The sequence below is a fragment of the Streptomyces sp. PA03-1a genome, assembly GCF_033792805.1.
Lineage (GTDB): Bacteria > Actinomycetota > Actinomycetes > Streptomycetales > Streptomycetaceae > Actinacidiphila.
Window position 1 is genome coordinate 1 of sequence record NZ_JARAVO010000267.1, and the last position, 12,331, is coordinate 12,331.

Sequence of the window (12,331 nt, forward strand, 5' to 3'; positions counted from 1 at the left end):
CCCCGCCCCTTGCCACCCTCCACACGCAACCCCTCCCGGGGGTTGCGGACTCAGGCCCCCGCGGAAAGGTTCTCACCCGGCTCCGGCCCCGCGTCTGGCATGTGACCCCGCCGGTCAAGGGAACCGGCCGCACCAAGGGGGTATCAATGGACGTCGAGCAGGTCATGGACTTCCTCGTCGACCACCGGGCCCCCGGCTACGTCTCCGAACAGCTCCCCTCCATGTCGTGGATCATCGACGCGGAGCACATGGCCCGCATCGTCCAGGTGGCGAATCGGTGGCTGCGGTCCGACGACCCATTCCGCGCGGCCGTAGCGATCGGCCTGGAGAACGAGACGTATCTCGCCGACTCCTGGGAGGAGATCGCCGCCCTGGCCGCACCCCTCAAGGAGCGGTTCCCGTCCCTGGCCGCCGACGTGGACGCGTGGATGGCGCGGGCAGAACCCTCCTACGAGCGGCTGAGGCGCGGCTCCTTCTTCGAACAGGCCGCCGACGGCTCGTGACCGCGCTCCGCCCGGTCCTCCCGTCGTCCCGGGGGCCCGCCCGAAGTTCGTCCAGGTGCGGTGGCGAGGCCCTCGTTCCTCAGGCGGACGCCTTGGCGATGATGCCCTCGACCTCGTCCCGCCCGAAGGCCCGCAGGGTCGTGCTGCGGATGTTGCCGATCGCGCCGAGCCGCAGCAGCGCCGCGGCGGCGGTCTCGTCGTCGGGCGCCTCGACGAGCGCCACGAGGTCGTAGGGCCCCACGGTCCAGTAGATGTCCACGAGCTGCCCCCCGACGCGCCGCAGGGCGTCGCCGAAGGCGTCGGCCCGGTCGGCCGTGTCGGCGTAGGCGCGGATCCCCTGGTCGGTCCAGCTCAGCAGCGTGATGTAGAGCGGCACGATCTCTCACCTCGACAAAGAGAGGGGCGTCCTCTCACAGCGTATGTGCGCCCCTGTCGGGCCGCATCCGGCGCGGGGGCGGCCGTCGCCCGATCAACGAGGATGCTGTTGCCACCGGCCTCCGCCGTCGCGCGGACGAGCTTTCAGGTCCGCTCCGCCCAGGCGTCGCGCGCGGCCCTTCTGGGTGAGCGCGCCGGTTCCGGTACCCGAGTCGTGGGCCGTGCAACCTTTCGCCTCGCTTCTTGCATCAGGGTGTCGGGCTTCACCTGGAGTGCGGCCTGGAAAGGAGTGCCGTCCATGGCGGAGCGCGGGCGTGATGAGGAGTTCAGGGAGTTCGCCGAGTCCAGAGCGGACTGGCTGCGCAGAGTGGCCTTTTTGTTGTGTTCGGACTGGCATCGGGCTGATGACCTGGTGCAGGAGACCTTCACGAAGTTGTACGTCCACTGGCGGCGGATGCGGCGTGCGGAGAACCCGGACGGTTATGCCCGGGCGGTGCTGGTGAACACGTTTTTGGCGGAGCAGCGTTCGCCGCGGCTGCGGTGGGCGGCTCGGTGGCAGGGCCGGCCGGTGGAGGACCATCCGGCGCCGCCGGCCGATCCGGATGCCTCCCTTGATCTGCGGCGGGCGTTGGCGGCGATTCCGCCCCGGCAACGCGCGACTTTGGTGCTCCGCTATTACCACGATCTGAGTGTCGAGCAGACCGCCGATGCGCTGGGTTGTTCTCCGGGGAACGTCAAGAGCCAGACGGCGCGTGGTCTTCAGGCTCTGCGTGGGGTGCTCGCCGCCCGTTCCGCCACTACTGCTGGGAGGACTGTGTGATGCGTGACGGGACCGATGAGTTGACCCGGGAACTGGGTGAGTTGGCCGGCACGGCTGCGCCCGCGAGTGGTGTCGATGTCGGCAGGGCGGTGCGGGAGGGCAGGGTCCGGGTGCGGCGCAGGCGGTTCGCGGCGCTCGGTGCGGTGGCGGCTGCGGTGGCGGCGACCGCGGTGGTGTCGTTCCTGCCGCCCGGTGTCGACCGGGCCGAGCGGCCGACGCCGGCCGCGAGCCGGGTCTGGACCGCTCCCACCCCCGCCCCGGACACAGGCCACGCCCCCTTGACCCTGGAGGCGTCCTTCGGCTGGCTCCCGGCTGGCTTCGACAAGATCGAGTACTCGCCGCAGCAGAAGAGAACCGTCGTGAGCGTCGCGGGCAAGATCCCCGAAGGCGGTGTGAGGGGGCCCGGCCTCTCGCTCGACGTCTACCCCGAGGGAACCAAGCCGTCGCTCGGGCGCCCCTGGTACCCCGGAGGTCCTCGGCAGTACCGGATCGACGCGCCGCCGGTCAACGGCCGCCCCGCGTACTGGGTGGGGAAGAGCCCGACGGCAGCCTGGGGCCCCGCGGGTGTCTGGCATCTGCGCTGGCAGACCGCGGACGGCCGGTGGGCGGAGTTGCAGGGTGACGGTATGCCGGGGACCGCGGGGCAGCAGACCCTGCACAAGATCGCCGAAAGGGTCGTCGTGGCTCACCGGGCGATTCCGTTGCCGTTCCGGATCAGCGATGTGCCCGCGGGATTCGCCGTTTCCGAGGCCTCCTTCGACATGGGGCGGAGGCCGGACGACGCGCCCTGGACGGCCACCGTCGACTTCATCGTCGGCGGGATGTACATCCACACCACGGTCCAGCCGGACCTGCCCGAGCCCACCATGAGCCCGCCGCCAGGCGCGGTTGTCCAGCGCTCCACGTCCACCTGCGTCCGGGAGGACGGCCTCAAGCTCTGCACCGGTTCGGAGTACGGCGTGGACGCCTACCGCGCCGTGGGCGGCCCGAAGGGCTGGCTCAAGCGGTTCACCCTGCTCGGGACGGACCAGCACGACTGGACGACGAACGTGCTGGGCTGACGTCGACGGGCGCCCCGAAGCGGCTGCCCGAGCCCTGTGGCACGCATACGGTACGGCCGTGATCACGAGAAAGGGCCAGTTCCGGGGGATCAAGCCCCTGAACTGGCCCTACGGCATGCGCCCCGGCGGTTCACCCACCGCTGTTCGAGGGCTGCCGTGGTACGGCGTCCTACCCGAAGACGAAGAGTGGTTTGGCGCCGTGCGCGGGTGTCTCGGCGAGCGTGATGGCTTCGATGAAGCGTTCGAGCGGGAACGGCCGGCCTTCGGGGATGCTCAGCACGCCGTCGGCGACGAGATCACGGACCTCGGACAGCGCGCGCAGCGCGTCCTCAGGTGAGGCACTCCCGAACCAGCGGTTCAGCCAGAAGCCACGGACCGCTTTGGTCTCGTAGATGACCGAGCGCGCCGACAGCGGGATCGTCAGCGCTGCCGGGTCGGTCTGCCGATGGGTGGAGAGCGCGCCGTAGACCACGACCTGTCCTCCGGGAGCCAAGGCCTGGGACACCTGGGCACCAACGGGGCCCGCGACGCAGTCGATGGCCTTGCGCACGCCGTCCGGCCCCGCGATCTCGGCCACGCGGTGCACCAGGTCCTCGTCCTCCGTGCAGATGACCTCGTCGCCGCCGAGTGCCCTGATCTCCTCGACGGCATCGCGTCGCCGCACGACGTTGATCGTGCGCATACCCAGATGCCCGGCCAGCTGAATGACGAGCCGGCCGACGGTGGAGCCCGCGGCCGTCTGCAACAACCATTCACCCGGCTGTACGTCGAGTTCGCGAGTCACCAGGAGCAGCGGGGTCAACGGGTTGACGGCGAGCTGACAGGCGTCGGAGTCGCTCATCTGGTCGGGGACCGGCAGGAGCCTTCGTGCATCGGCGACGAGGTATTCCTGCCACGTGCCGGCCACGCGCGGCCCGGGTACCGCCGGGACCGCGACGGTCACCACGCGCTCGCCGATCGTCAGTCCCCCGGCATCCGGGCCCAGGGCCTCGATGCGGCCCACGCATTCCATGTGCCCCCCCGACGGTGGGAAACTCCGGGGAGAATCCGTAGCGGCCGCGCCCGCCTGCACGACCTCGCCCTCACCGGGCAACTCCCACCCCGTACGGGGACAACCTTTAGGCTGTGCGGATCTGTCGTCCGTCTCGTGGGGGCTGATTTCGTGCGCGCCGTCCGATCCATCCGCCGGTCCGGCACCCGGAGGCCCCGCAGATCCAGATGCGCCGCGGGGGTCGTCGCGTTGGGTCTCCTCGGGGGGCCGGCGCTCTCCGGTTGTGCGAGCGAGGGCAACCCCGACAACGCCAACGGCGGGCACGGGCCGATCCTGAGGAAACTCTGGGACGTGCCGACGGGGTACGCGGGGGACTACGACTACGTGCGTGCCGTCTGGGTGATGGACGACCGGATCGTCCGCGTCTCGAACATGTCGCTCGAGGCCATCCGGTTGTCGGACGGCCACAGCATGTACTACCGGCAGCTGGACTACCCGGCAAGTGCGTCAAGGGCACTGGACTCACAGGACCGGGGCCTCGTCGACCGGTCCACGTACGACGCGCGTACCGGCACGGATCTGAACCCCATGGGAGGCGGTGACGGTCAGAAGTTCGTGGCGAGAGAACCGGGCGTGACGCGGCAACCGATCCAGGAATGGCGGAAGAAGGGGCACAAGTACAACTCCTTCACCGTTCAGGATCCCGCGACGGGGAAGATCGTCGGCCGGTACTCCGTGCCGGAGCTGAACTTCATCGCGAAGGGCGAAGTGGACAAGTGCTTCGGGATACGGCTGAAGGACGGGCGGATCGTCTTGGTCGCCTCGGACAACGTCGGCGACTACCTGGCCGCCGCCTATCGCGCACCGGAGTAGGCCGTGCCTGGAGCAGCCGCTGTCCGACCTCTCCGGGAGCGAGGGTACCGGGGCACCTGGTGCTTCTGCCCGGCTGGTGACAGGCCCCTCTCCGGTGACCCCCGTGCACGGTGACGATCCTGCCGCACCACGACGGGAGAACTGATCGCCGCAGGCACGATGGGCCGTGCAACCTTTCGCCTCGCTTCTTGCATCAGGGTGTCGGGCTTCACCTGGAGTGCGGCCTGGAAAGGAGTGCCGTCCATGGCGGAGCGCGGGCGTGATGAGGAGTTCAGGGAGTTCGCCGAGTCCAGAGCGGACTGGCTGCGCAGAGTGGCCTTTTTGTTGTGTTCGGACTGGCATCGGGCTGATGACCTGGTGCAGGAGACCTTCACGAAGTTGTACGTCCACTGGCGGCGGATGCGGCGTGCGGAGAACCCGGACGGTTATGCCCGGGCGGTGCTGGTGAACACGTTTTTGGCGGAGCAGCGTTCGCCGCGGCTGCGGTGGGCGGCTCGGTGGCAGGGCCGGCCGGTGGAGGACCATCCGGCGCCGCCGGCCGATCCGGATGCCTCCCTTGATCTGCGGCGGGCGTTGGCGGCGATTCCGCCCCGGCAACGCGCGACTTTGGTGCTCCGCTATTACCACGATCTGAGTGTCGAGCAGACCGCCGATGCGCTGGGTTGTTCTCCGGGGAACGTCAAGAGCCAGACGGCGCGTGGTCTTCAGGCTCTGCGTGGGGTGCTCGCCGCCCGTTCCGCCACTACTGCTGGGAGGACTGTGTGATGCGTGACGGGACCGATGAGTTGACCCGGGAACTGGGTGAGTTGGCCGGCACGGCTGCGCCCGCGAGTGGTGTCGATGTCGGCAGGGCGGTGCGGGAGGGCAGGGTCCGGGTGCGGCGCAGGCGGTTCGCGGCGCTCGGTGCGGTGGCGGCTGCGGTGGCGGCGACCGCGGTGGTGTCGTTCCTGCCGCCCGGTGTCGACCGGGCCGAGCGGCCGACGCCGGCCGCGAGCCGGGTCTGGACCGCTCCCACCCCCGCCCCGGACACAGGCCACGCCCTCTTGACCGTGGAGGCGTCCTTCGGCTGGCTCCCGAAGAACATCGACGCCCTCGGCTACCTGCCGGAGAAGGGCAAAACCGTCGTGCGGGCCCAAGGCAAGGTCCCCGAAGGCGGTTCGGTCGCACCCATCCTCTGGCTCAAGGTCTACCCCGAGGGGACCACGCCCTCGACCGGGCGGCCCTTCTACCCGGGAGGCCCGCGGCAGCACCGGGTCGAGGCGCCGTCGGTCAACGGCCGCCCCGCGTACTGGGTGGGGAAGAGCGCGACGGCCGCCTGGGGGCCCGCCGGCGGGTGGACTCTGCGCTGGCAGACAGCGGACGGCCGCTGGGCCGAACTGAGCGCCGAGTACATGGCAGGTACCGGCGCACAGGAGATCCTGCACCGGATCGCGGAAGGGGTCGTCGTGGCTCACCGGGCGATTCCGTTGCCGTTCCGGATCAGCGATGTGCCCGCGGGACTCACGCTTTCCTCGGCCTACTTCCAGGAGGATCCGACCCCTTGGGCAAGGCATGTGCCCTGGACGACCACCATCAGCTTCCTGGTCGGGGGGAGGTACATCACGACCACGGTCCAGCCGGACCTGCCCGAGCCCGCAAAAAGCTCGCCCCCGGTAGGCTCCCAGCACGTCCCGCCCAAGCCGACCTGCGTCCGGGAGCGCGGCCTCAAACTCTGCACCGAGTCGATGTACGGCGTGGACGCCTACCGCACGGTGGGCGGCCCGAAGGCGTGGCTGAAGCGGTTCACCCTGCTCGGGACGGACCAGCACGACTGGACGACGAACGTCCTGGGCTGACTCGCACGGATCAGTCGTCGGGAGCACCTCTCGCTTCCCCGAGTGCCGCCAGGACGCGCTGTGTTCCGTCGAATCCACGCCTTCCGCGTGACCAGTACCGACCGGCCCCCTGACCACCCACAGCGGTCAGGGGGCCGACTGCCCACGGGGTGCAGCGACAGGGGGAAAGCCGTGGCCCGCTTGAGGACCTCCACGTCCTCCCGCAGCCGCCGGTTCTCCTGCCGCAGCGCGGCCAGCTCCTCACGTTCGCTGCTGGTCAGGCCGTCACGCTCGCCGGCGCCGACCTCGGCCTGCTTCACCCCGTCGCGCACCGCGGTCTCGGTGAGATCGAAGTCCTTGGCGACCTGGCCGACCGAGCGGTCCCCGCGTCGGCACAGCTCGACGATCTCGGCCCTGAACTCCGGCGTGAACGAGCGGCGAGGGCGTGGCGTCTTCTTCCCCATGCTCTCCATGATGGACATCCTCCCGGGGCTGAACCCCAGATCTCGGATGTCCGCCACAGCGGATCAGGCCCAACAGCACCAACTCGGCTATGGGGCACGATCGGATCAGAAGGCTTCTCGCCACCAACAATGTGTCGGCTCGCCGTATGGCAGGCCATCGGGTCTTTCGAGGATTTTCAGGTCGAGAGTCTGCACGATGCTGCGCAACTCTCGGGCTGTCTTTTTTGGGAGAGCACAGATCGCCAGCTCCAGTAGATCTCGCTCGTCTGAGGGCTCAGGGCAGCAGTCTGGGACGCCGCACCGGTCACTGAACGGTGAGGGAAGCTGGTCCTTCGGCGCTTGTCCGATGGCTGCCCAACGGGAGAGAGCTTGCCCTACCAGGCCGGGCTGGAGCCGGGTTCGTTCCAACTCGATGACTCGTGCTTGAGCGGGGCCCGAGAGTCGGCTGATCTTTGAGTAACTGCCGTGATTGGCAGCAAAGCGTCTGTTGTTCGCCCGGAGGCGTGAGGGGCGCCTACGCGGCATGGCCCTTTCGGCTGTGCGTCATGGACGGCAGTCTGTCATGCGGCCAGCCCGATACGTCAGCGTGCGTCTGGTCCTGATTCAGGCCCTATGTAGATCTCTATGCCTTCGGAGTCCCAGGCCCTGTTGTAGCCACCGCTCGGCGCGTGCACAACGAAGTCCTCAGCTTCAAAGGAGACCATGCCGTCATCGCCGTCTCCGAACCACTCCACGACGACGTCCTTGTCCGGCTCCATCACGTACTCGGCCGCGGCCGGCTCGAAGACCACCACCATGCGCCGGTCCGCATTGATCAGGAAACGCATCCGTACCCTGCCGAAGGTAGTCGGATCGGTTCTCCTGGAAGTGATTCTCCGGTCACCTGACCTGGGAGACGTTCTTGGTCGGTACTCTGACCTGCGGTTGGGTTGTCAGCGGTTGTCAGCTTGGTTGTCATTGAGCACCGCCGGACGGCCCGGAGACGGCCCGGTCGGACCGTGGCCTAGAGCCCCCCCAGGCCGAGGTTGGCGCCATCGCGAAGATCTGGGAAGCCTTGAGCGATGAGGGCCGCAGGCTCAAGGCAGGCGTGACGGGTCGATGCGCTGGTCGGGTTGTTGGCGCAGCCAAGCTGTTGGTACCTAGCGACAGCGGTCCGGAGCTTGTTGGCGACAGAACGCAGCGTCGCAAAGCCTTCGTGGTGCTCGATCTGCTCCAGAGCGAACGATGCATCGGCCCCTGTGGCTTCCGCTGCAGAGCGGCACTCGGCAGTGAACATCCGCGCTGACGAGGTTGAGCAGGGCGACCCTGTGCCTGAACCGAACCGCGACTCATTGGGAGTGAGGCGGTGCTCCAGGACCGTCTTGACGTGAACGGCAATTGCTGCCTTGGGCGACTGGGGAGCCTCCTCCTGGCCTGTGGACGCAGCCGGCGAGGCGGCTCGGTCAGGGTTCGGCTCAGCGTGGGAATTGCTGCAACCTGCCAGCAGCACCAGAGCCGCCGTTCCACCGCAAGCGATCGAAACTAGTTGCCGCTTCACCTAGGTCCCGCCCCCAACCTCGTACGTGTCGGGCGTGATCTTATCCAGGCCTTGATCACGTCCAGTCAAGGTTGCAGGTCGGTAAGTGCGGGCAGCTGAGGCGCGAGGTCGGCGGCGCGGCTGTGGGCGGGAGCTGGCATGAGTGGCCCTCCCGAGCGAACTGCTTCCGGACGTTCAGCGGCACCTCGACACCTACGCCGGGCACGGCCGGGACGGTCACGTCTCCCTCGGTCCCCGGGGGTGGGCAGGTGCGGCGGAGCAACATCCGCGACGACTGGATCCGCGCGCGGTCCAGGTCGGGCACGGCGGACGTGCACTTTCACGATCTTCGACACACGGGGAACACCCTGGCCGCCTCCGGCGTGAGCCTGCGGGAGCTGATGACCAGGATGGGCCACAGCACTCCGCGTGCGCTGATCTATCAGCATGGTCAACGGCCGAGACCGAGAGATCACCGACCGACGCCGATCGCTGCTGCGATGGGCTACTGGGCGCCGCACTCTGAGCTTGGGAATCGCAAGGTTGGACGAACACCAAACAGATCCTGACCCGCCAGGTCTGGTGGCTCAAGATGCCGTTGCGGGGGTTCGCGGTGGCCCCTGATCGACTGTCGGTTACCGCCCCGATCGGGCATGCATTGGGCACGGCAGAACGCGCTGAACGCGCGTCGGTAAGGACGGATTGGGCGCCTGTTCGCGATCAACGCGCGGTCGTTCTGCCTCGGCCTCAAAGATGCAATCGAGTCGACTTGTGGATTACATCCCGAACCTCCCGCGGGATGGAGGCTCTATGGGACTGGCCGGTTGGCCGCAGTGACCGTGGCTGATCCCCAGGGGGCTCGCCTGGGAACGGACGGTATGACGCTTGCTCTTGACTGCCATGTACTTTGCATCACAAAGTTAGTGAGTGGCGGGTGGCCGGCTGGCAATCCGATTTCCAGCGCTGCTGAAGCGCGACTAGCGGGGGACATCATGGGAGCACCCACACCGAGCAGCGCGGAATCCGAAACGAGGACGCGGGCGGCCGGCCTGTTGGCCGCGACGGAAGGCCTGCGGGCCAGGACCCGGACGCAGTTGAACGGCTCGTGGGTCCCCCTCCTCGGCTTCGGTCTCCTGGCGCTGGCGGCCACTCCGGTCGCCCGGTACGCCTTCAACTTTGGGGCCCACGGGCGCTACATCGGGTCCTATCCAGCCTTCGCCTACGCCGAGCTGACTGGCCTGTGCGTCGTGCATGAGCCGGGAACTCCCTGCTTGAAAGGCGAGTTCGACGGCGCCGTCCTGCGCTTCGCGGCCTGGGGCGTCTGGTTCGCGCTCCTCCCCCTGGCATGGTTCGTCTTCGCCCGCTGGTATCGCCTGCGTGGCGAGACTCGCGGCATCGTCCCGCGCCGCGCTGTGTGGATTCGCGCAACCGTCACAGCCACCGCGGCGATCACGACGGCCCTGGTCATGCTGCTGTTCGGCAGGAACCAACCGTGGGAGGCCGCACTGCTGGAGAACAGCTACGCCTCCCCGTGGTACCTGGTCGGCATCGGACTCCTCGCCCTCGGCATGGCCGAACGCAGCTGGATCGCCGCAGCGGCCGGCACTGCTCACGCCGTGGTCCTCACGGCCTACCTGGGAGCCTCCTGGGGCAGCGGGTGGCTCCCCTGGGAGCACCCCACCCACCCCGGCTGGACCGACGGCCCGCAGGCCAAGGCTCTCCTGCTTGCGGCGGTCCTACTCCTCGCTGGTCTGGCGGAGCGGGTGGCAGTCCGCCGCCGGGCCTCCCCGGACGCTGCCGGTACGCGTACCGTCGCCTCATGAGCGTCGAGGACTCGTCCGCCGCGCGTGACAACCACGAAGGACTGCATCCGACCCACGCGCTGGACGACACCGTCCACCAGCGCGTGCGGCTCGGCATCCTCACCGTCGCTCGCGAAGCCGACCGGGTCGAGTTCGGCTTCCTGAAGAAGCAACTGGCCGTCACCGACGGAAACCTGTCCCGGCATCTGAAGGTGCTGGAGGACTCAGGCCTGATCACCTTGGAGAAGGGCTACGCTGGCAAGCGCCCCCGCACGTGGATCGCCCTCACCCGCGAAGGCACGCAGGCACTGGACGCCGAACTCCGGGCCCTGCGTGCACTCGTCCACCGCCTGGAAGCCTCCGGCCCCGTAATCGGCCCAACCGGCATATGAGCACCGCCTTAGGGGCGAGGTGGGGCGAACACCGGCGTGACCTGTGGATTCCCCACCTTGAACAGAGTCCGGCAGGCGCACCCCTCGGCACCCCGGTTCCCCGTGAGTCCCCTCCCGTTCTGGCACGGATGTGGCACGGTCACTGAGAGGGGCACTCACGGGTCGCTCGCCTAACCGGAGGCCGGTGCTGGACCGGGGGAAGATTCGCCGAGCGCGTGGGTGAGGCGATTGATCACCTCGGGGACGGTGAAGCTCCATCCCACCAACCGTGGGCCCGTCCAGTTGATCCCGACTAGCAATTGTTCGCCGGACAGGTCAGGAAGCCCGGCATTGCGCCAGTGGTCCAACGTCAGAGACTCGACTCGAAGGTTTCCACCCCAGAGTTCGGCGGCCGTTTCGCGCGCGCGGCCGTGGACCAGCACGGAGCTGCTCCCCGTCCGCTGGAGTCCATCGGGGCAGGGCTGCCGGCATCGTCACGTACGAACCAAACCGTCCGCTCGCGTGCGACGTCCCTGAAGAATGCAGCTGCTTGGGCATCACTCTGGCTCACGGTTCCAAAAAGTAGCAAGCGCGCGAAAGGGCGCGTAATCAGTTCTTCTGGAAGTGAATCGGGCTTCCGCCGACCTGGGATAACCGAGGCGACCAGCCCTGTGACCTGCGGTCAACCCGCCAACTATTGTCACCTTTGGTCGCCCTTGAGCGCCCTTGGACGGCCCAGACACGGCCCAGGGGCGCTGGGCACGCGACCGCAACCGTCTCCTTCCGACTCGCCCGAACCGAGAACAAGACAGCACACACGTCTGAAAACGTTCTTGTTGGTGCTCCCTGCCGGTGGTCTGATCTTCACCATCTCAAGATCCAAAAGGAGTTAACGTGAACCGCGTAAAGATGGTCAGCCGCACCCTGGGTGTGTGTTTCGCGGCAACCGCGCTCACGGTGGGAGCAGCTTCCACTTCGAGCGCTGCGGCCGCAGTGACCAAGACCGCCAGCTGCTCGACTACGGGCGCTTCTGGCTCGTCCGTGTCCGTCAACGGCTCTGACCCGAGGGCCGAGGTGCAGGTGACTCTCTCGGTCAAGGACACATCGGCCGATGGCCACAGCGTCCGAGTTCGCTACCTCACCAAGACGGACACCGGGCAGACCCTCACGTGGCCCTGGCATACCAACGCCGATGGCAACGGCACCACCAAGGTGTGGTCCACCACGGCCCAGAGCAGCTACGGCATCTACGAGAAGGGTGTCGAGATTGCTCGCTTCGAAGGGAGCACCTTCCTCAACTCCTGCACTGACTGGGCATAAGGCCGTCCCAGTCCTCGCTATTGAAACCTCCAAGCTGTAGGAGGTTCTGGCGTCACTTGAGCGCCCTCTCGGCCCGCCACGGCCGGGAGGGCGCTCTCGCATGAGGCCGGTGTGGAGAGGCTTTGGGCTGGAGCTGCCATGGGGCGAGAGATCGGGGCCCGTAAGCTCCCCGCGACTCGGGCAGTCTCTGGACCTGCCCGCAATAGCCCGATGTGGGCCCCGATCCTCGAGCTCGCCCCATGGTGGCTGCCTAAAGCATCGGAGCGCCGGCCGACCCGGTCACCGCGGCTCTGACCTCATGGCCCTCGGGCCTACCTATGTGTGAGCTTGTTCCGCTTTGACGGACACCAATGGTGTGGTGGTCAGGCTGCGTGTGCTGTCTCATATTCGGCGGGGCTGCGGTAGCCGAGGCTGCTGTGCA

The 12,331-nt window shown here is 68.1% G+C and carries 14 protein-coding genes and 1 pseudogene; 10 read left to right on the plus strand and 5 right to left on the minus strand.

The features are described from left to right. Nucleotides 1-146: 146 nt before the first annotated feature. Complete coding sequence (locus tag PV341_RS38670) at nucleotides 147-503, plus strand: hypothetical protein (RefSeq protein ID WP_500360253.1); 357 nt, start codon at nucleotides 147-149, stop codon at nucleotides 501-503. 79 nt (nucleotides 504-582) lie between these two features. Here the strand turns inward: PV341_RS38670 and PV341_RS38675 are convergent, their stop codons facing one another. Continuing rightward, entirely contained in the window at nucleotides 583-879 is a 297-nt protein-coding gene (locus PV341_RS38675; RefSeq protein ID WP_500360254.1) for a GYD domain-containing protein, read from the minus strand. Nucleotides 880-1,176: 297 nt separating this feature from the next. Here PV341_RS38675 and PV341_RS38680 point away from each other — a divergent pair, with 297 nt between their 5' ends. Both PV341_RS38680 and PV341_RS38685 read left to right on the plus strand, forming a co-directional pair. Next, complete coding sequence (locus PV341_RS38680) at nucleotides 1,177-1,698, plus strand: SigE family RNA polymerase sigma factor (RefSeq protein WP_500360255.1); 522 nt, start codon at nucleotides 1,177-1,179, stop codon at nucleotides 1,696-1,698. After that, entirely contained in the window at nucleotides 1,698-2,759 is a 1,062-nt protein-coding gene (locus PV341_RS38685) for a hypothetical protein (RefSeq protein WP_500360257.1), read from the plus strand. Before PV341_RS38680 ends, PV341_RS38685 begins: the two co-directional genes overlap by 1 nt. 169 nt (nucleotides 2,760-2,928) lie before the next feature. Here PV341_RS38685 and PV341_RS38690 read toward each other — a convergent pair whose 3' ends face one another. Continuing rightward, nucleotides 2,929-3,762 (minus strand): zinc-dependent alcohol dehydrogenase family protein, encoded by an 834-nt coding sequence (locus PV341_RS38690; protein ID WP_500360259.1) that lies wholly within the window; start codon nucleotides 3,760-3,762, stop codon nucleotides 2,929-2,931. A 237-nt stretch (nucleotides 3,763-3,999) separates the two neighbouring features. Between PV341_RS38690 and PV341_RS38695 the strand changes: the two genes are divergently transcribed. The 3 genes from PV341_RS38695 to PV341_RS38705 all read left to right on the plus strand — a co-directional run bounded on the left by PV341_RS38695 (nucleotide 4,000) and on the right by PV341_RS38705 (nucleotide 6,458). Next, nucleotides 4,000-4,623 carry a hypothetical protein gene (locus tag PV341_RS38695; protein ID WP_500332388.1) on the plus strand — a complete coding sequence of 208 codons (624 nt, stop codon included), beginning with the start codon at nucleotides 4,000-4,002 and terminating at the stop codon, nucleotides 4,621-4,623. 243 nt (nucleotides 4,624-4,866) lie between these two features. Further along, nucleotides 4,867-5,388 carry a SigE family RNA polymerase sigma factor gene (locus PV341_RS38700; protein WP_500360255.1) on the plus strand — a complete coding sequence of 174 codons (522 nt, stop codon included), beginning with the start codon at nucleotides 4,867-4,869 and terminating at the stop codon, nucleotides 5,386-5,388. Next, nucleotides 5,388-6,458: a hypothetical protein gene (locus tag PV341_RS38705; protein ID WP_500360260.1), complete on the plus strand. Its 1,071-nt coding sequence runs from the start codon at nucleotides 5,388-5,390 to the stop codon at nucleotides 6,456-6,458. Before PV341_RS38700 ends, PV341_RS38705 begins: the two co-directional genes overlap by 1 nt. On the opposite strand, the gene PV341_RS38710 is transcribed toward PV341_RS38705, so the two are convergent. Next, complete coding sequence (locus PV341_RS38710; protein ID WP_500360261.1) at nucleotides 6,365-6,901, minus strand: transposase; 537 nt, start codon at nucleotides 6,899-6,901, stop codon at nucleotides 6,365-6,367. The genes PV341_RS38705 and PV341_RS38710 overlap by 94 nt on opposite strands. 581 nt (nucleotides 6,902-7,482) lie before the next feature. Then, the gene (locus tag PV341_RS38715) at nucleotides 7,483-7,728 is read right to left on the minus strand and encodes a hypothetical protein (RefSeq protein WP_500332309.1); all 246 of its coding nucleotides are present in this window, start codon (nucleotides 7,726-7,728) and stop codon (nucleotides 7,483-7,485) included. An 852-nt stretch (nucleotides 7,729-8,580) separates the two neighbouring features. On the opposite strand from PV341_RS38715, the pseudogene PV341_RS38720 reads away from it, so the two are divergent. From PV341_RS38720 to PV341_RS38730, 3 genes and pseudogenes are all read left to right on the plus strand, one after another. Then, nucleotides 8,581-8,924: pseudogene (locus tag PV341_RS38720) on the plus strand (tyrosine-type recombinase/integrase); the annotation flags it as partial. Nucleotides 8,925-9,469: 545 nt separating this feature from the next. Beyond that, nucleotides 9,470-10,240 (plus strand): hypothetical protein, encoded by a 771-nt coding sequence (locus PV341_RS38725; protein ID WP_500332308.1) that lies wholly within the window; start codon nucleotides 9,470-9,472, stop codon nucleotides 10,238-10,240. Then, entirely contained in the window at nucleotides 10,237-10,611 is a 375-nt protein-coding gene (locus tag PV341_RS38730) for a transcriptional regulator (RefSeq protein ID WP_500332307.1), read from the plus strand. Before PV341_RS38725 ends, PV341_RS38730 begins: the two co-directional genes overlap by 4 nt. 170 nt (nucleotides 10,612-10,781) lie before the next feature. Here PV341_RS38730 and PV341_RS38735 read toward each other — a convergent pair whose 3' ends face one another. Continuing rightward, nucleotides 10,782-11,033: a DUF2750 domain-containing protein gene (locus tag PV341_RS38735; protein WP_500332306.1), complete on the minus strand. Its 252-nt coding sequence runs from the start codon at nucleotides 11,031-11,033 to the stop codon at nucleotides 10,782-10,784. A 451-nt stretch (nucleotides 11,034-11,484) separates the two neighbouring features. On the opposite strand from PV341_RS38735, the gene PV341_RS38740 reads away from it, so the two are divergent. Beyond that, entirely contained in the window at nucleotides 11,485-11,910 is a 426-nt protein-coding gene (locus tag PV341_RS38740; RefSeq protein ID WP_500332305.1) for a hypothetical protein, read from the plus strand. The last annotated feature ends 421 nt before the right edge of the window (nucleotides 11,911-12,331 follow it).